The following is a 17,891-nucleotide window of genomic DNA, read 5'->3' on the forward strand; positions in this document are numbered from 1 at the left end:
TCTCCTATCATTTTAATCAATAACTTTCATACCACCATATTTTCTGATTTTTAAAATATGACAGCTTCCTTCACCAAAATATTTTTCAATTCCCTGTTTATATGCTTCAACATAATCATCTTCTACAAAAGCTTGAATTGTTCCAGCAAAACCACCACCATGAACACGACATACTCCATGTGCTCCTAATAAATTTTCAGACAATGCGAGAGCTAAAGAAACAGCCTGTTGTCCAACATAATGATTAGAATAAATATTTTGAAGATATTTAAACGAACTTTCTCCTGAAGCTTTGACAATTGTCTTAAAAGTATCAAAGTCTTCCTGTTTTAATGACTGAACAGCCTGTTGAACACGTTTATTTTCTTTAAAGACATGAATGGCTCTTAAAACAGCACGGTCATTGACTGCTTCTCTGACTTCAGTTAAATGTTCATAAAATTCTTTTTCGTCCACATCTCTTAAGTATTCCTGATGGAAGAAATGATCGACTTCTTTCAATTCTTCAGGAATAGACGCATAATCTTCTGTTAAATCGGCGTGTGAAGCATGGACATCAACAATACACAAACTATGATGGAAACGTGGAAAATCAACATTTATTTTTTCTACAATAGGATTTTCATTATCCTTGAAATCAATATGAATCAAACTTCCCACTGAGCAGGCACATTGATCCATTAATCCACATGGTTTTCCAAAATAAACATTTTCACTATATTGACCAATTTTCGCAATTGTGACAGGATCTACTTTCATATCATTATACATACCAGAAAGAACCGTTCCAATCATCACTTCAAAGGCAGCTGATGAAGATAATCCAGAACCTTGTAAAACATCACTTGTCATATATCCAACAAAGCCACCAATTTTATGTTGAAGTTGTTGGAATCTAGCAAGAATACCACGAATCAATCCTTCTGATGACTCTTTTTCATTTTCTCTTAATGTCAAATCATCAATGTGAATAGCTTCAATATCATAATCATCAGATAAAATTTTAATCTTTGTATCATCTTTTGCAACGACTGCAATGATATCTAAATTAATAGCTGCAGCTAAAACTTCACCATGTTGATGATCAGTATGATTCCCACAAACCTCGCTTCTTCCAGGTGTGCTATAAATGCTGACTTCCTGATCACCATATAAATCAATGAATTTTTCAATAGCTTGAACATATCTTAATTTTTGATGTTCTAATTGTTCCTGATCAACATAAATATCTAAAAATGTATCATTATAAACATTATTTTGAATATCTTGAATAATTAAACTTGCTTTTTTCATTATTGAATAACTTTAAACTGATATGATGTTATTTCATCATATGTTTCTCCTTTCTTTAATAGTGTTGTTGGATGTTCTTCTAAATGAATCGCATCAGGCATATTCTGTGTTTCAATACATACAGCATCTCTTGCATAATAGCGTTCTCCATATTTTCCTAATCTTCCATCCAAATAATTAGCTGTATAAATCTGAGCTTGTGGTAAAGTCGTTGACACAATCAATTGTCTTCCTGTTGGCTCATGAGTTAAAATCACCTGATTGCTTTGCGTATCAAAAAGAAATGGATGATCAAATCCTTTACCAATTTTTAACTGTTCATCATCCTGTTCTACTCTTTCACCAATAAGTGCAGGTTGTCTAAAATCAAATGGTGTTCCTTCAACATCTTTCAATTCACCAGTTGTTAAACCATCAGAGTCAACGCAGGCAAATTGGGATGCATGAATCTGTAAAGTATGCTGATAGATGTTTTCTTTGTGTCCTGACAAATTAAAATATGAATGATTTGTAATATTAATAAGTGTATCTGCTGATGATGTTGCCTGATAATGAGCTGTTAAAGTATCATCTTTTAATGTATATATGACTGTTAAATCTAAATCACCTGGATAACCTTCTTCTCCATCTTTTGATAAATAGTGAAGTTTTAATGTGTGTTCATCTTCAATTGTATAATCAAAAACCTGATAACTAAATCCTTTGATCCCACCATGTAAATGGTTAGGACCGTTATTAACAGCCAAATGGTAATCTTGACCATTTAAACTAAATTGTCCTGCTTTAATTCTATTAGCAACTCTTCCTACCAACGCTCCTAAATAAGCATCTAATGTCTGGTATTGTGTAAAATCATCATAACCTAAAACGACATCATCTTTATGTCCATTTTTATCTGCCATGATAACTTTGATAATTGTACATCCATAATTGGATACAACAACTTCTAATTGTTCATTTTTCATAGAAATCAAATCAATTTGATCATCTATATGTTTGATCACTTCAATCATTATTATCCTCCTCCTTACATAATGACTCTACAAAACTACAAAACGCTTCAATACCTTCATCGTTCATTTTAAAAACACCAGCATCTTCTAAAACTTCTACAAACTTTATTGTGAGAGCTGTTTTCAAAACATCATCAACCGTATCTTCTTGAATCTGATAGTTTTCTTTGATTTCATTATACCATAATTCATGTTTCTGTAATTCAGGATATTCACTGATTTCTTTTTTTCCTAATAGACAGTCTTTTAATAATTCCAATTCCACTTTCAAACGTGCTGGTAAAACTGCTAAGCCCATCACTTCTATTAAACCAATATTTTCTTTTTTAATATGATGCAATGAAGCATGAGGATGAAAAATACCATCAGGATGTTCTTGAGAAGTTCGATTATTTCTTAAGACAAGATCCATTTGATAGTCATGATTTTTCATTCTTGCGATTGGAGTGATGGTATTATGTGGTGTTTGATCACTGTGTGAAAGAATATCTAGAGATGAATTAGAATAATTCTTCCATGCTTTTAATGTTTTTGTCGCAAATTCAACAATTTTTTGTGAATCTTGGCAAGTTACTCTGATTGTTGAAAGTGGCCATTTTAATATTTCAATCTTTAAATCAGGATATTTATCCCATGACATTGTTTTAATAACATCTGCATTATTCATTGGAAACTCATAACATCCACCCTGATAATGATCATGTGTTAAAATTGATCCTCCTACAATTGGTAAATCTGCATTAGAACCTAACATATAATGAGGAAACTGTTCAACAAAGGATAAAAGATGTTGAAACGTATCTTGATTAATCACCATAGGAATATGTTCCTTATTTAAAACAATACAATGTTCATTATAATAAACATAAGGTGAGTATTGTAAATAATAATCCGTAGCATTTAATTTCAATGGAATAATACGATGGTTTTGTCTGGCAGGACGATTAAAATCACCGCTAAAACCTACATTTTCCTTGCATAGTAAACATTGAGGATATCCACTTGTTTTGACTAACTTTGCTTTTGCAATATCTTTAGGATCTTTCTCTGGTTTAGACAGATTAATCGTAATATCTATATTGCCATATTTATAATATTTTTGAAATTTAATATTCTGGTCCGTTCTGTTTTTACGAATATAATGAGAATCAATAGAAAGCTGATAAAAATACTTTGTCGCATCCTGAGGAGAACGGGCATAGCGTTGACGAAATTCTCGAATCACCTCACTAGGTCTAGGCATCAGACAATCCATAATGCGTGTATCAAATAAATCTTTTTCCACAATACTATCTTCAATAATCCCCTTATCCACTGCATAGTCTAACATCTTTTCTAAAATACCTGTACTGTCACTAATCGTTTCATGAATATCTTCTTTATAAAATTCATTCATTTTTAATAAATCCAACAGTAAGTTGACTGTATAGTCCACATCTTCCTCTTGAATCAGATGATGATCTAACCCAAATTGTATTAACTGATTAATCTCATGGTTCATATTTTGACCCTCCCTTTTCTTACCTATACCATACCACGCTTCCAACAAAACTTCAAACATTATTTACTTATTTTTAAGTAAAATTTTACTTATAAAGTTATTCTATGAATTTCATGGCTTTTTATAACATTTTCCTATATAATATAGAAAACAAGGAGGTAATTATGGCCACTTTAAAAGATATTGCCCAAATGGCTCAAGTTTCAATTGCGACAGTTTCCCGCATCTTAAACAATGATCCTACATTAAGCGTTCCTCAACAAACAAGAGAAAATGTCTTAGAAGCCGCAAAAGCACTGCAATACCAAAAGAAAAAGAAAAATGACCCTGGTATTCATATTTGTCTGATTCAATGGTATTCTTTACAACAAGAAATCAATGATCCCTACTACTTAACTTTACGTCATGGTGTAGAAGACTATTGTGCCAAAAACGGAATTATTTTAAGAAGAATATTTAAAGATGATGTGAACATTGAAAAGTCTTTAAAGGGAATTGATGGGATTATTTGCCTAGGTAAATTTAGTAAAAGTCATATTGAAACTTTAAAAAAATATAATGATGCTATTATTTTATTGGATATGGATTATGAAAATTTAAAAGAATGTTCGATTGTTTTAGATTTTGATTTAACTTTAAAACAAGCTCTGACATATTTAACAGATCTAGGTCATCAAAAGATTGGTTATCTTGGTGGTGTTGAATATTTAGATGATGGACAAGCTTATGATGATATAAGAAAAAAATCTTTTATCAAATATGCTAAAGAATATCAAATAGAATATGAGGATTATATGATTGAAGGAGAATTTACCAGTGAATCAGGTTATGCTATGATGTCAAACATGATTCAATCTCATCATTTACCAACAGCTCTTTTTGCTGCCAGTGATCCAATTGCGATGGGCGCAATGAAAGCTTTGAATGATTATGGTTTCCATATTCCTGACGATATTTCTATTATTGGTTTTGATAATATTGATGCCAGCAATTATACATATCCGCCTCTTACAACTTTTTATGCTCCTGCATTTGATATGGGACAATTTGGGGCCAGATTACTTCATCAGGCTATTAAAGATCATACCAAACTCTTACCAATGCGTATTCAACTCCCATGTTATTTAGTAGAAAGAGAATCATGTCAAGCTTTATAATTTCTAACAAAAATCATATGATAAACTTCGTGTTTATCAACTGAAATCTTTATAAAAAATCAATTTTTTAAAATCTATATATCTTAGATAAATAAAAAAACAGGATTGATGAAGCAACCCTTATGACTTGGATAATCCGATCATAAAGATCACTTCATTTTCCTGTTTTATTTTTGTTTTAATGCTTCATCAATCGCTTGAGCTGCTTTTTTACCAGCGCCCATAGCCAAAATAACTGTAGCTGCTCCAGTGACAACATCGCCACCAGCATAAACACCATCTTTAGATGTTTTCATCGTTTCTTCATCCACAATGATTCCACCCCATTTTTGAGTATCTAAACCAGGTGTTGTCTGTCTGATTAATGGATTAGGACTTTGACCAATAGAAACAATCACTGTTCCCGTTTCAATAACAAAGTTAGAACCTTCCTTAACAACTGGTCTTCTTCTACCACTTTCATCAGGTTCACCAAGTTCCATTTCTACACATTCCATAGATTTAACCCAACCATCTTCACCTTCAATTTTGACTGGATTTGTAAGTAACTTGAAAATAATACCTTCTTCTTTAGCATGATGTACTTCTTCAGCTCTGGCTGGAATTTCTTGTTCACCACGACGATAAACAATATATACATTTTTTGCTCCTAAACGTTTTGCGGTTCTTGCAGCATCCATTGCGACATTTCCAGCCCCAATAACACAAACTGTTTCAGTAATTTTCACTGGTGTCGGATGATTTGGGAATTCATAACCTTTCATCAAATTGACACGTGTTAAAAATTCATTAGCTGCATAAACACCATTTAAATTTTCACCAGGAATACCTTGGAAACGAGGAAGTCCAGCGCCACTTCCAACAAAGATAGCTTCATAACCTTCTTCTTGTAATTCATCAATTGTTATAGAACGTCCAACAACAACGTTTGTTTCAAATTTGACACCTAAATCAGCGACCCCATCAATTTCCTTTTGAACCAAATCTTTAGGTAAACGGAATTCAGGGATTCCATATGATAAAACGCCACCTGTTTTATGCAAAGCTTCAAAAACAGTCACATCATATCCTTTTTTCGCTAATTCTCCTGCACAAGTCATACCTGCAGGTCCACTTCCGACAACGGCAACCTTTTTTCCATTCTTTTCAATATGATTGTCTTTCTTTTGACCATGATCTCGATGATAATCAGCAACAAATCTTTCTAATCGTCCAATTCCTACTGATTCTCCTTTGATGCCACGAACACATTTCCCTTCACATTGATTTTCTTGAGGACAGACACGTCCACAAATAGCTGGAAGAGCATTTTCCTGTGTAATAATGTCATATGCTTCTTCAAAGTTTCCTTTTGCAACTTCGGCAATAAATTCAGGAATAGGTACACCGACTGGACAACCATTCTTACATGGACTATGTTTACAATTTAAACATCTTGTAGCTTCTTCCATAGCCTGTTCTTTTGTATATCCTAATGCAACTTCCTTAAAGTTCTGATTTCTAATCTGAGGTTCCTGTTCAGGCATTTTCACCTTTTCTAATGACATATTAGGCATTATTGAACACCTCCCATTAAATTACACATACGATTTGCTTTTTCATCCATTTGATGTTCTTCTTCTTTAAACATTCTTTGACGTGCCATCAGTTCATCGAAATCAACTTGTAACCCGTCAAAATCTGGTCCATCAACACAAGCAAACTTAATTTTACCATCAACAGTTACACGACAACATCCACACATACCTGTTCCATCAATCATAATTGGATTTAAAGAAACAGATGTTTTTATATTATGGGGTTTTGTAACACCTACAACTGCTTTCATCATTGGCACTGGTCCAATCGCAATCACTTCATCAATCTCTTCACCTTGTTCAATCAAATCAGCTAACACTTGAGTTACAAAGCCTTTTCTACCAAGTGATCCATCATCTGTTGTTATATAAACATTTTTACAGAACTTTCTAAATTCATCAGCCCATAAAACATATTGTGCTTCTCTTCCACCAATAATCACATCAACCTCAACACCCATTTGTGCTAAAGCTCTTAACTGTGGATAAAGTGGTGCACTTCCTACACCACCAGCAACACCAATAACATGTTTTGAAGCATGTAATTTTGTTGGTTCTCCTAAAGGTCCTACAAAATCTGTAATTTCATCACCTTCATTTAATAAAGATAATGCTTTTGTAGAATATCCAACAATTTGATAAATAATCGTAATTGTTTCTTTTTCTCTATCATAATCAGCAATTGTCAATGGGATTCTTTCTCCATCATCACCCACTCTTAAAATGATAAACTGTCCTGGTTCACATTTTCTCGCAACATGGGGTGCATGAACAACCATTAACTCTACAACATCATTTAATTTTTCTTTGTGTAAAATCTTATACATTTCGATCAACCCCTCTCGTAGTTTAAAAAATTATATCACAGGGATAATTTTTTCGCAATACAACATCATCATTATCTCTTGACCACTATAGGATTCATAGCTTATGATATGAAAAAAGGAGAAATGTTTTATGAATAAAAAACTTATATTTTTTGATATAGATGGGACTTTGTTGGATGAACAGAGTGGATCTGTGCCAGCTTCTACAATTGAAGCTATTGAAAAAGCTCAAAAAAATGGTCATCTTTGTTTTATTAATACCGGTCGTCCTATTTCTACAATTGATAAGATCATCACTGATCTTCCTTTTGATGGATATGTCTGTGGTTGTGGAACCTATATCGAATATCAACAAAAAATATTATTTCATACTGAATTAGATTTTGAACTAAGAAAAAAAGTGATTCAAAGCATTGATCAATATCAGGTCGATGCAATGTTAGAAGGAAAAAGTGGTGTTTATTTTTCACAACATTTAAAGCATCCTTTTATTCAAGCTATTAAAAAGAAATATCAGGATCTTCATTTTCAAGTTCACAGTTTTTCTAGTCATGAGGATGTTCCTTTTGATAAACTCACTGTCTGGTATCAACCTGACACACAGATTGAAGCCTTTAAAAAAGCATTAGAAAACGACTTTCTTATTATACAAAGAGATATTGATTTCTTAGAAATTGTGCCTCTTCCATATTCTAAAGCAACTGGTATTCAATACTTGATTGATTATCTTGGATATACCTTAAAAGACACTATAAGTATGGGTGATTCCCTTAATGATTTACCTATGTTAACTTATACACATGAATCAGTTGCTATGGGAAATAGTCATCCTCTTTTATTGGGCCAAGTCACTTACATAACAACCCCTGTTAACCAGGATGGTATTCAACATGCTTTAGAACATTTTCATCTTATATAAAAATAAAAAGAACGTGGGGAAACGTTCTTTTTGCTTTTATAGACGAATTTGATATATAGGGAGAGGGGTCGTCTATATTTTATCATATTATATGTCTTGTCTTAAGACACTTATATATTAACCCAGCCATATGAATTCATTGTGAATTTCATAAGAACTTTATGTGAACTTTTTTAATATTGCCATTTTAAACACAAAAAAAGAACGTGGGGAAACGTTCTTTTTACTTTTATAGACGAATTGGTATATAGGGAGAGGGATCGTCTATATTTTATCATATTATATGTCTTGTCTTAAGACACTTATATACTACCGAGAACTTATGAATTCTCTATGAACAATTTCTTAATTCACAGTTTTTCTTGATTAGTATTGTGCTTCTACATTTGCTTGTACAACATAAATCTGATTTGGTACACATATAATACTTTTTGAACTTCCTTCTTTAACCCAACCAACTTTTTCACAATCATGATTAGGACAATCAACATTGACTGCACGATATTGATGATCTTGCACTTCTAAATGAAATTCACCATAATCTCCTTTAAAAGTATATGTCTGATTCTTTGATATATCTATTGTTTCAATCATTTCATCATGATAATGGATTTCTATAATACCACCTTTTTTATCTTGAGTCAGTTGATAAATAAAATAGATTGCGCCAATCACAATACATAAGCCAATAATAAAAATAATATCTTTCTTTTTCATATATGATTTCCTTTACTTTTATTTTCTTTATTATGGTAATCAAGAGTGTCACATAAGTCAATAATTTTATGAAATTTAATCTTTGTTATTTCATAATTGATAAGATAGGTGTATAATATTTATATAGAAATTTTATAAATAAGGAGGAATCTTGATATGGTTAAAATCATGTTAGCATGTAGCGCTGGTATGTCAACTAGCTTACTTGTCACAAGAATGCAAAAAGCTGCAAAAGAAAGAGGTTTAGAAGCTAAAATTTGGGCTGTTAGTGAAACTGCTCTTACAACAGAATATGCTGCTGATCCATGTGATGTTTTACTTATTGGACCTCAAGTTCGTTTCCGTTTAAATTCTATCAAAGAACAAGTTAAAAACGCTATCCCTGTTGATGTTATTGACATGCGTACTTATGGTATGATGGACGGTGAAAAAGTTTTAGACCAAGCTTTAAAAATGCTAGAAGATTGGAAAAAATAAGCGTTAAACATTCGCTAACATATGAATACTTAAAAAGGACATTTCTAAATGTCCTTTTTTTACTTAATCTAAATCTTCTCCATTAGATGCAATAACTTTTTTATACCAATAAAATGAGTCTTTACGACTTCTAGAAAAATCTCCTGTTCCATCATCATGTCTATCCACATAAACAAATCCATAACGTTTTGCATATTGTCCTGTTCCTGCTGAAACCAAGTCAATTGGTCCCCAAGTTGTATAACCAATTAATGGGACACCATCTTCAATAGCTTCTTTCATAGCAGCAATATGTGGTCTTAAGTAGGCAATACGATAATCATCATGAATAGAACCATCTTCTTCAACCTTATCAAATGCTCCAAGTCCATTTTCAACAATCATTAATGGTGTATGTGGGTAACGGCCATTCAATAATTTTAATGTATAACGTAAACCATCTGGATCAATTTGCCATCCCCAGTCACTTGCTTCTAAATAAGGATTTTTAGCACCAACTGTCATATTACCTTTAGCCATTTCTACATCCTTATTTACAGTGATACAGTTAGATTGATAATATGAGAATGTATAGAAGTCAACTGTTCCTTCTTTTAAAATTTTCTTATCTTCTTCAGTAATATAAGAAGTATCAATACCGTTTTCTTTAAAATAGCGCCACATATATGATGGATATTCACCTCGAACCTGAACATCACCACAGAAATTGTTCTTGAAATCATCTTCATCATATGCAGCTAAAATATCTTTAGGATTTGGTGTCAATGGATAAACTGTTGTATGAGCAATCATGTTTCCTATCATAAAATCAGGGTTAATTTCATGTCCTGCTTTCACAGTTAATGCACTGGCAACAAATTCATTATGTAATGCTTCAAACATTTTTTGTGGATCACTCTTTAATTCATCCAATGGAATACGATGATCTGAATTGACATCTTCAGGATCCATCATTCCTAAACCATAAAGATTTCCAATTCCTCCTTCACCCATACATGCAATATTGATTTCATTAAAAGTTAACCAATATTTCACTTTATCCTTATATCGTTTAAAGCATGTTGTTGCATACTTTACAAATAAATCAATCACTCTTCGATCAGTAAACCCATTATATTTTGTGACAATATTCCATGGAATTTCATAGTGACATAAAGTAATCAAAGGTTCCATTCCATGTTTATGACATTCATCAATCACATCATCATAAAACTTCAAACCTGCTTCATTTGGTTCTTCATCATCACCATTAGGGAAAATACGTCCCCAGTTAATTGAAAATCTAAAAACATTCCATCCCATTTCAGCAAACATAGCAATATCTTCTTTATAATGGTGATAGAAATCTACAGCTTCATGACTTGGATAAAAGGCTGTAGGATCTGTTTTTGGTAAAAATGTTCTTGGTGTATTCACATCTCCACCTAATAACATATCAGGCACACATAAACCTTTTCCATCTTCTAGATAAGCACCTTCACATTGGTTGGCAGCAACTGCTCCACCCCATAAAAATCCTTTAGGAAAACCCATTTTTTATTACCTCCATTTCCTTATAACTTTATTATACAATATTTTTTTCTATTTGTAAGAAAAAAGAGCATAGCCATAAGGTTATGCTCGATTTATATTATTTTGCATCTTTAGGTGCAAATTTTGATTCATAATCGTAAATAGTACGTAAGATTTCTTCCATATCTTTTACGATTGGCATTCTTGGGTTAGCTGGAGTACATTGATCTTCATATGCGTTCATAGCAATTCTATGAATTGATTCTTCCCAAGCAGCTTTATCAATACCTTGAGATTTAACGTTAGTTGCAACACCAACTTTAACACATAATTCTTCACATGCATCAGCGAACATTTGAACACCTTCTTCAGGAGTTTTTGGTTTTAATCCAATTAATTGTGCTAATTCCATGTATTTAATATCAGCTTTATAGTTTTCAATTTTTGGCCAGATATTTAATTTAGTTGGAACTGTACCATTGTATTTAATAACATGTGGTAATAAGATACCATTTGTACGTCCATGAGGAATATGCCATTCTCCACCAATCTTATGAGCTAATGAGTGGTTCATTCCTAAGAATGCGTTAGCGAATGCCATACCTGCGATAGTCGCAGCATTGTGCATTTTTTCTCTAGCGATTGGAGTTCCTTTTGTAACTGATTCTTCTAAGTAATCAAATACCATCTTAACAGCTTGTTTAGCCCATCCATCAGTAAAGTCAGAAGCTAAGATTGAAACATAAGCTTCAACAGCATGAGTTAATACGTCAATACCAGTATCAGCAGCAATTGCTGGTGGTAAACTCATAACGAATTCTGGATCTACGATAGCTACAGTTGGAGTTAATGCGTAGTCAGTTAATGGATATTTCTTATTAGCTTTCTTATCAGTAATAACTGCGAATGGTGTAACTTCTGAACCTGTTCCTGAAGTTGTTGGGATACAGATTAATCTTGCTTTCTTACCTAATTCAGGGAATTTGAATGCACGTTTTCTGATATCCATGAATTTTTGTTTGATATCATCAAAGTTAACTTCTGGATGTTCATACATTAACCACATAACTTTTGCAGCATCCATTGATGATCCACCACCTAATGCAATGATAACATCAGGTTGGAATTTTCTCATTAATTCAACACCTTCGTTAACTGTATCAATACTTGGATCTGGTTCTACATCGAAGTATAATTCTAAGTCAACTTTATTACGTCTTCTTCTGATAACGTCTTCAATCTTTTCAACATATCCAAGATTGTACATACCTCTATCAGTAATAATCATGGCTTTTTCCATGTATTTCATATCTCTTAAATATCTAATTGAATTTCTTTCAAAGTAGATTTTTGGAGGAAGTTTAACCCATTGCATATTGTTGTTACGTCTCCCTATTCTCTTAATATTTAATAAATTTACAGCACTAACGTTATTAGATACTGAGTTGTGACCATAAGATCCACATCCTAATGTTAATGATGGAATGAAGGCATTGTAAACTGAACCAATTCCACCGAATGTAGATGGAGCATTTTCGATAACACGAATTGCTTTACATTTTAAACCAAATTCTACTGAAATATCATGATTTTGTGTATGAATAGCAGCAGAGTGTCCTAAACCGTTGAATGCTACCATAGCAGCAGATTTAGCAATACCATCTTCAGTTGAAGTTGCTTTTAATACAGCTAATACTGGAGATAATTTTTCTCTTGTTAATGGTTCATTTGGACCAACTTCTTTACATTCAGCAAGTAAGATTTGAGTATCTTCTGGTACTTTAAATCCAGCTTGTTCAGCGATCCAAGTTGCTGCTTTACCAACAACTGCAGCATTAACAGTTCCAACTTCGTTAACTTTATCACTGTATGCTTCAGCACCAAACATATATTTTTCAAGTTTAGCTTTTTCTTCAGCATTTACCCAATATACTTTAAAACGAGAAATTTCTTCTTTAAATTCATTATAAATTTCTTGGTCAACGATTGCAGCTTGTTCAGAAGCACAAATCATACCATTATCAAATGATTTTGATAATACGATATCATTAACTGCTCTTTTTAAGATACAAGATTTTTCAACATATGCAGGTACGTTACCAGCACCAACACCTAAAGCAGGTTTACCACAAGAGTAAGCAGCTTTAACCATTGCGTTACCACCAGTTGCTAAGATTGTTGCAACACCTGGATGGTTCATTAATGCGCTAGTTGCATACATTGATCCACGTACACCAATCCATTGAATACAATCTTCTGGAGCTCCAGCAGCAATTGCAGCATCTCTCACTACTTTTGCAGCTTGAACTGAACATTCATATGCAGATGGATGGAATGAGAAGATGATTGGGTTTCTTGTCTTTAATGAAATTAATGATTTGAAGATAACTGTTGAAGTTGGGTTTGTTGTTGGAACAATACCACAGATAACACCAACTGGTTCAGCAATTTCAGTAATTCCAGTTAAAGGATCTTCATTAATAATTCCTACAGTTTTCAAGTGACGAAGATTACTTGTTACATATTCGCAGGCGAATAAGTTTTTAACAGCTTTATCTTCAAAGACACCTCTTCCAGTTTCTTTGACAGCTGCTTCTGCTAAAACACCATGTTGATCTAATCCAGCAACAGAGCATTTTGCAACGATGTAATCTACAGCATCTTGATCAAAAGATTCAAATTTGTCTAATGCAACTAATGCTTTTTGTACTAACTCATCAATATGAGCATCAACTTGTTCATTAGTCCATTCAGCCTTTGGGGCTTCTTTTTTTACAGCTTTTTTTTCTGCCATAACATTTCCTCCGACATCATAAAATTATTTACACGTCTAATATACTATATTCCTTGTGAAAAAACAAGCAAGAGTATATATTTTTCATAATAAAAACTTACTAAATTTCTGATTATCTTTTCATAAGCTGGTAAATGTCGGTATAGCCTGTATTTTAGGGCTTTATCGGCATTTTCCGTTTGGAAGATACATTGCAAAAGCTGGCATTTACCAGCATGAAAATGCAACCAAAAGTAGTAAATGAGTAGTACAATCACCGATTTAAGAAGCAAGAGCCAGTCTTTCAAGTTCTGCTTTTGCTGAATTGAAAGTACCGTGTGCGTAGTACCCTAATGTCATGGTGATGTTTGCGTGTCCCATGATGTATTGCAGGGTGTTCGGGTTCATTCCTTTGTTTGCCATGTTCGTGCAGTAGGTATGTCTGAATGAGTGTGGTGTGATGTTTGGTAGCTGGTCTTTATGTGTCTTGTTGTATTTCTTCACAAGCCCACGCAACATACTTTCGTAGTTCCCAGCCACTTTAGGGAAGCCCTTTTGGTTTAGGAACAGAAAATTGCTGTAACCGCCTATGATGATAGGCTCTGCCTTTCCTCTGTTCTGTAACACTCGCTTAAAGGCTTGATAAGCTCTTTCTGTCATTGGAAGCTGACGTTCTCCTTTTTTGGTCTTAGGTGTTTCAACATAGTAGCCGATTTCACTATCTTTCAATAGCTGGTGGTCTACATTGATGATACGGTTTGCCATATCAATATGGACTGTCAGACCGCAAAATTCAGAAATACGAAGCCCCGTTTCCAGAAGAATGACCACTTCATCATAATACTTGCTGTACGTCTTGTCCTGTTCCATAAAGGCAAGCATTTTTTCTTCCTGCTCTGGCGTGAGAATGACTTTAGGCTCTGAATTATCTTCCAGAACGTCACTCAATTTGAAGTTGAAAGGATTTTTTCTGATACAGTCGTCCTCAATCGCCATATAGAATGACGCTTTCAGAGAACGCTTGTAATTGCTAATCGTCTTGTAGGAAAAGCCATTCTCATACATTCGCATAGCCCATTCCTTACCGTCCGATAACTTCACCGTATCAATGCTCCTTGCACCCAGAGGGTCGTTTTCCAGAATTTTCATAAGGTACTGGCGACCTTTTTCTGTGTTGCGTTTCACATTTTTTCTCTGGCTGTTCTTCTTTGCGTAGAGCTGGCAGACTGTCATTTTCCCGCCTATGGTATTGAGACCGTCGGCAAGGTCTTTCTTAATCTGCTTTTCTTTTTCTCTCAACGACAAATCTTCACGTTTCCCAGCAGGTGTCTTGTCTGTCGGAACAAGTTTCCAAGCATACTTAAACTGTGGTTTCCCGTATATATCGGTATATTTGTAAACGTATCTTCCGTCTTTTCTCTGGCTCTCTCCAAGTCGTAAATTGCGTCCCTTATTGTCTTTTCTCTTTACATTAGACATAGTGCGAAGCTCCTTTCCGTCAAGGAATGAGCCGTTGATACGCTATACTATATTATACCATATCTACGGCTCGCTGACATTAGATTTCGTCCAATGTATCAATGATTTTCTCAAACTGTTTTCGCTTAATCTGCACACGGTTTCCATTGACAATCACCCAGCCAGCGTCGAGATTTTCCTCTGCCAGCTTACGCAATTTCTTTTCCCCGATACGGAAGTATTTTGACGCTTCCTCAATCGTCAGCGTGTACTTTTCCCAGATAGGCACATCAGTATTGTTTGTCATATATAAGCACCCCCTTTACTGTGTGTCTTTTGGAAGCAGACAGACGGCTCTGGAAAAGCTCCGCTGGTATCTCAACCAATCTCATTCCTATGAGCAAAACCACCTCTGGGACGTATCATTATCCTGTGAATACAGGTCATGGCGGGGCGACTTTTCCAAAGGTCGCTCTCGGATCACTGCGTGGGTCGCTCGCTCTCTTTTGGAAAGGTCATGGCGTACAGTCCCCGTGGCTCGCTGTATCACAAACGTATCTGTCTGCTTTATTCAGTTGTCAAAGACCGCAACGGCTTATACGCCTGTCAAAGCCCATATGAGGTCATATAGACTTTGATAGATATACAAGCCCCAGAGAGGACGCAGGAAAGGGGATAATGCGTCACTCTGCAATAGGACGTTGGTTTATGCTACTTTGAAATTAAGTACCTGCTCAATCAGTTTTGCTTCTAGACGGCTACGCATATCCTCGTCAACGCTGGTGTGAGGATTGCCGTATTCGTCAATACTTGTTCGCATGGACAAGCGGGCAATGTATGGCTCGTAATGGCATAACACAACATTCATAGCCAGAATATCGCCCTGTGAAGCGGAAACGATAACAGGGTAAGGCAATAAGCCATTGCCTTTATGTACCGCTTTATTCTTCATGCTGTTTTTCCTCCATTCTTTTTCTGACTTTTTCAAATCCTCTTTGACGCTTATAGTTCACTGTACGGCGTACAATTTTCAGCAGGTCGGCAATCTCGCCGTCGTTGAAGCCTAAACCGTAGAGCAACAAGATAAAGCGTTCTTCCTCAGAAAGTTCCTGCAATGCTTCACTCAACAGCTCATTCTTGATTTTCACGTCATAGCCCATGACTTTGTAAAGGTCATAGTTTGTGGAGTAATCATCATAAGTCGAGAGTTCCGCAAGCTGTTCTGGCGTGAGTTCTGAAAAGGAAATCTGCAAATCGTTCATACGCTGGTAGTGCTTCTGAATATTGATTGCTTCATTCTTCAAAATCTTCTTGCAGTAACAGTCAAAGACTTTCTGAACATCTTCCGGAGAAGTGGGTCTTTTCACATTTTCACCTCCTTTCGCTTGTCAAAAGGCGGTGATTGTAACCGTTCCTTCCCCCTTTCCGTCATTAATACAAATGAGAGGATACGAGCTGGCAAAGTTTGAAAAAGAAATCCAGAAAAAACAAAAAAGCCCAAGAAGTTGTAATAACCTCGTTGAGCTTTAGTGAATATAATCGACAGATAGTGAGGAAATTCCACACGGAAATAGCTGTAAACTCCCTTAACATGGATTAAATTTTTTTTGATGATTTTCTTTTATGCGCTCCTGTCATTCGTAATCCTCCCGTGAAGAAACCGCCTTGCCAAAATAAGGCAAATTTCAACAGGATAAGCATAAAAGATAAATCCGTCCTAATTCCGTCCAAATCCCTGTTTTTCAGCAGGAACTAAAAAAGACTATCACACCCAGCATAAATGCCGTGGTTGCGATAGCCTGTGTATCAAATACTCTCTGTATTTTCTTTGATGAGCCGGCGTATCTCATCCCGTTTTTCTGGTGGTAGTTGACTAATGAAGTCCTCTATCCATTTATCAATCTGTTCATAAACATTTTCATCTTCATAGTATTCTGGATAGCCTTTCAGAATATCGAACTCCCTGTCTGTGCGTTCAGCTTCCTTACACGCTAGTTCTAAATGTTCGCTAATCAATTCCTGCGTGTAGGAAGAATAACCAAGAACGGTTGTGATGTATGTGATACGCTCAAAATCTACTTGTGTCATGGCTTCCTTGCCTGTCAGTAAGTTGTAGTCATGCTGTCCGCATAGAGACAGAAACACTTCCTTTTGCTTCTCCGCTTGAACCATAATAGCCACTCCTAAATCCTTAAAATTTTAGCTGTCTGCTGGCAGTACAGATAAATTCCTCTGGTGTAGGTGTACTGTTGCCAAACATACGCCTAAACTCCGCCTGCTGGTCTGGGTCGTCACTATTCATTACCGCTATGATTTTATCCTGTATCTGTTCACGGACTTCTGAAACAGAAAGCCCATGCAGACGAGCCATTTCTTTTATCATTTTCCTGCTGTCCCTTTTACTGAATTTCATCATACGGTCAGAACACCTCTTTTCTCAAAATTGATGATATATTTCAAAAAAATCCGCTAAAAATATAGTACATAAATGTTTCATCTATACAGACTATTATATTACACTCTGTGAATAGTTACAATAATGAAAAGCAAGTGTTGAATGCCAAATTAAATAAAAAGAAAAATAAAGAAAATAGTCAAAATAAAAGAAAAAGTCTTATCAAAGTGAATGAATAAGAAATAATCACTTTAAATGATAAGACTATTTTA

Annotated in this window: 17 protein-coding genes; 3 read left to right on the forward strand and 14 right to left on the reverse strand. The window is 34.6% G+C overall.

What is annotated here, in order from left to right; genetic code table 11:
- Positions 1-12 precede the first annotated feature (12 nt).
- Genes B5E87_RS07560 through B5E87_RS07570 form a run of 3 tightly spaced genes read right to left on the reverse strand, consistent with a single transcriptional unit; the run spans position 13 to position 3,807 of the window.
- Positions 13-1,293 (reverse strand): galactokinase, encoded by a 1,281-nt coding sequence (locus B5E87_RS07560; RefSeq protein ID WP_087244323.1) that lies wholly within the window; start codon positions 1,291-1,293, stop codon positions 13-15.
- On the reverse strand, positions 1,293-2,306 hold the full coding sequence (locus tag B5E87_RS07565) for an aldose epimerase family protein (RefSeq protein ID WP_087244324.1): 1,014 nt from the start codon (positions 2,304-2,306) through the stop codon (positions 1,293-1,295). The genes B5E87_RS07560 and B5E87_RS07565 overlap by 1 nt, the downstream gene beginning before the upstream one ends.
- Positions 2,299-3,807, reverse strand: a complete 1,509-nt coding sequence (locus B5E87_RS07570) for a UDP-glucose--hexose-1-phosphate uridylyltransferase (protein WP_087244325.1) — start codon at positions 3,805-3,807, stop codon at positions 2,299-2,301. The genes B5E87_RS07565 and B5E87_RS07570 overlap by 8 nt, the downstream gene beginning before the upstream one ends.
- 164 nt (positions 3,808-3,971) lie before the next feature.
- On the opposite strand from B5E87_RS07570, the gene B5E87_RS07575 reads away from it, so the two are divergent.
- On the forward strand, positions 3,972-4,964 hold the full coding sequence (locus B5E87_RS07575; RefSeq protein ID WP_087244326.1) for a LacI family DNA-binding transcriptional regulator: 993 nt from the start codon (positions 3,972-3,974) through the stop codon (positions 4,962-4,964).
- A gap of 167 nt (positions 4,965-5,131) precedes the next feature.
- Here the strand turns inward: B5E87_RS07575 and gltA are convergent, their stop codons facing one another.
- Together gltA and B5E87_RS07585 are read right to left on the reverse strand one after the other, a co-directional pair.
- A complete protein-coding gene (gene gltA, locus B5E87_RS07580; protein ID WP_087244327.1) occupies positions 5,132-6,520 on the reverse strand; it encodes an NADPH-dependent glutamate synthase in 1,389 nt (462 codons plus the stop codon).
- Positions 6,520-7,368, reverse strand: a complete 849-nt coding sequence (locus B5E87_RS07585) for a sulfide/dihydroorotate dehydrogenase-like FAD/NAD-binding protein (RefSeq protein ID WP_087244328.1) — start codon at positions 7,366-7,368, stop codon at positions 6,520-6,522. Before B5E87_RS07585 ends, gltA begins: the two co-directional genes overlap by 1 nt.
- A 130-nt stretch (positions 7,369-7,498) precedes the next feature.
- Between B5E87_RS07585 and B5E87_RS07590 the strand changes: the two genes are divergently transcribed.
- Positions 7,499-8,287 (forward strand): HAD family hydrolase, encoded by a 789-nt coding sequence (locus B5E87_RS07590; RefSeq protein ID WP_087244329.1) that lies wholly within the window; start codon positions 7,499-7,501, stop codon positions 8,285-8,287.
- 366 nt (positions 8,288-8,653) lie between these two features.
- Here B5E87_RS07590 and B5E87_RS07595 read toward each other — a convergent pair whose 3' ends face one another.
- Positions 8,654-9,004 carry a NusG domain II-containing protein gene (locus B5E87_RS07595; protein WP_087244330.1) on the reverse strand — a complete coding sequence of 117 codons (351 nt, stop codon included), beginning with the start codon at positions 9,002-9,004 and terminating at the stop codon, positions 8,654-8,656.
- Positions 9,005-9,160: 156 nt separating this feature from the next.
- Between B5E87_RS07595 and B5E87_RS07600 the strand changes: the two genes are divergently transcribed.
- Positions 9,161-9,481 carry a PTS sugar transporter subunit IIB gene (locus B5E87_RS07600; RefSeq protein ID WP_087244331.1) on the forward strand — a complete coding sequence of 107 codons (321 nt, stop codon included), beginning with the start codon at positions 9,161-9,163 and terminating at the stop codon, positions 9,479-9,481.
- A gap of 63 nt (positions 9,482-9,544) precedes the next feature.
- On the opposite strand, the gene B5E87_RS07605 is transcribed toward B5E87_RS07600, so the two are convergent.
- The 8 genes from B5E87_RS07605 to B5E87_RS07650 form a co-directional block, all read right to left on the reverse strand.
- Positions 9,545-11,014 (reverse strand): glycoside hydrolase family 1 protein, encoded by a 1,470-nt coding sequence (locus tag B5E87_RS07605; protein WP_087244332.1) that lies wholly within the window; start codon positions 11,012-11,014, stop codon positions 9,545-9,547.
- A gap of 97 nt (positions 11,015-11,111) precedes the next feature.
- Positions 11,112-13,787 carry a bifunctional acetaldehyde-CoA/alcohol dehydrogenase gene (gene adhE / locus B5E87_RS07610; protein ID WP_087244333.1) on the reverse strand — a complete coding sequence of 892 codons (2,676 nt, stop codon included), beginning with the start codon at positions 13,785-13,787 and terminating at the stop codon, positions 11,112-11,114.
- Between the two features lie 261 nt (positions 13,788-14,048).
- Positions 14,049-15,245 carry a tyrosine-type recombinase/integrase gene (locus B5E87_RS07620; protein ID WP_010817917.1) on the reverse strand — a complete coding sequence of 399 codons (1,197 nt, stop codon included), beginning with the start codon at positions 15,243-15,245 and terminating at the stop codon, positions 14,049-14,051.
- Between the two features lie 79 nt (positions 15,246-15,324).
- Complete coding sequence (locus B5E87_RS07625; RefSeq protein ID WP_010817916.1) at positions 15,325-15,531, reverse strand: excisionase; 207 nt, start codon at positions 15,529-15,531, stop codon at positions 15,325-15,327.
- A 399-nt stretch (positions 15,532-15,930) separates the two neighbouring features.
- A complete protein-coding gene (locus tag B5E87_RS07635; RefSeq protein ID WP_010817915.1) occupies positions 15,931-16,176 on the reverse strand; it encodes a helix-turn-helix domain-containing protein in 246 nt (81 codons plus the stop codon).
- On the reverse strand, positions 16,166-16,591 hold the full coding sequence (locus B5E87_RS07640; RefSeq protein WP_087244335.1) for an RNA polymerase sigma factor: 426 nt from the start codon (positions 16,589-16,591) through the stop codon (positions 16,166-16,168). Before B5E87_RS07640 ends, B5E87_RS07635 begins: the two co-directional genes overlap by 11 nt.
- 439 nt (positions 16,592-17,030) lie before the next feature.
- Positions 17,031-17,396, reverse strand: coding sequence for a hypothetical protein (locus B5E87_RS07645; protein ID WP_010817913.1), 366 nt, complete (start codon positions 17,394-17,396; stop codon positions 17,031-17,033).
- A 19-nt stretch (positions 17,397-17,415) separates the two neighbouring features.
- Complete coding sequence (locus B5E87_RS07650; protein WP_025189641.1) at positions 17,416-17,640, reverse strand: hypothetical protein; 225 nt, start codon at positions 17,638-17,640, stop codon at positions 17,416-17,418.
- Positions 17,641-17,891: the final 251 nt, after the last annotated feature.

This window comes from Massilimicrobiota sp. An142, assembly GCF_002160725.1.
Taxonomy (GTDB): Bacteria; Bacillota_I; Bacilli_A; order Erysipelotrichales; family Coprobacillaceae; genus Allocoprobacillus; species Allocoprobacillus merdigallinarum.

Coding starts and splice junctions, on each gene's coding strand:
- B5E87_RS07560 (WP_087244323.1), bottom strand. CDS start 1,293: ATGAAAAAAGCAAGTTTAATTATTCAAGATATTCAAAATAATGTTTAT.
- B5E87_RS07565 (WP_087244324.1), bottom strand. CDS start 2,306: ATGATTGAAGTGATCAAACATATAGATGATCAAATTGATTTGATTTCT.
- B5E87_RS07570 (WP_087244325.1), bottom strand. CDS start 3,807: ATGAACCATGAGATTAATCAGTTAATACAATTTGGGTTAGATCATCAT.
- B5E87_RS07575 (WP_087244326.1), top strand. CDS start 3,972: ATGGCCACTTTAAAAGATATTGCCCAAATGGCTCAAGTTTCAATTGCG.
- gltA (WP_087244327.1), bottom strand. CDS start 6,520: ATGCCTAATATGTCATTAGAAAAGGTGAAAATGCCTGAACAGGAACCT.
- B5E87_RS07585 (WP_087244328.1), bottom strand. CDS start 7,368: ATGTATAAGATTTTACACAAAGAAAAATTAAATGATGTTGTAGAGTTA.
- B5E87_RS07590 (WP_087244329.1), top strand. CDS start 7,499: ATGAATAAAAAACTTATATTTTTTGATATAGATGGGACTTTGTTGGAT.
- B5E87_RS07595 (WP_087244330.1), bottom strand. CDS start 9,004: ATGAAAAAGAAAGATATTATTTTTATTATTGGCTTATGTATTGTGATT.
- B5E87_RS07600 (WP_087244331.1), top strand. CDS start 9,161: ATGGTTAAAATCATGTTAGCATGTAGCGCTGGTATGTCAACTAGCTTA.
- B5E87_RS07605 (WP_087244332.1), bottom strand. CDS start 11,014: ATGGGTTTTCCTAAAGGATTTTTATGGGGTGGAGCAGTTGCTGCCAAC.
- adhE (WP_087244333.1), bottom strand. CDS start 13,787: ATGGCAGAAAAAAAAGCTGTAAAAAAAGAAGCCCCAAAGGCTGAATGG.
- B5E87_RS07620 (WP_010817917.1), bottom strand. CDS start 15,245: ATGTCTAATGTAAAGAGAAAAGACAATAAGGGACGCAATTTACGACTT.
- B5E87_RS07625 (WP_010817916.1), bottom strand. CDS start 15,531: ATGACAAACAATACTGATGTGCCTATCTGGGAAAAGTACACGCTGACG.
- B5E87_RS07635 (WP_010817915.1), bottom strand. CDS start 16,176: ATGAAGAATAAAGCGGTACATAAAGGCAATGGCTTATTGCCTTACCCT.
- B5E87_RS07645 (WP_010817913.1), bottom strand. CDS start 17,396: ATGGTTCAAGCGGAGAAGCAAAAGGAAGTGTTTCTGTCTCTATGCGGA.
- B5E87_RS07650 (WP_025189641.1), bottom strand. CDS start 17,640: ATGATGAAATTCAGTAAAAGGGACAGCAGGAAAATGATAAAAGAAATG.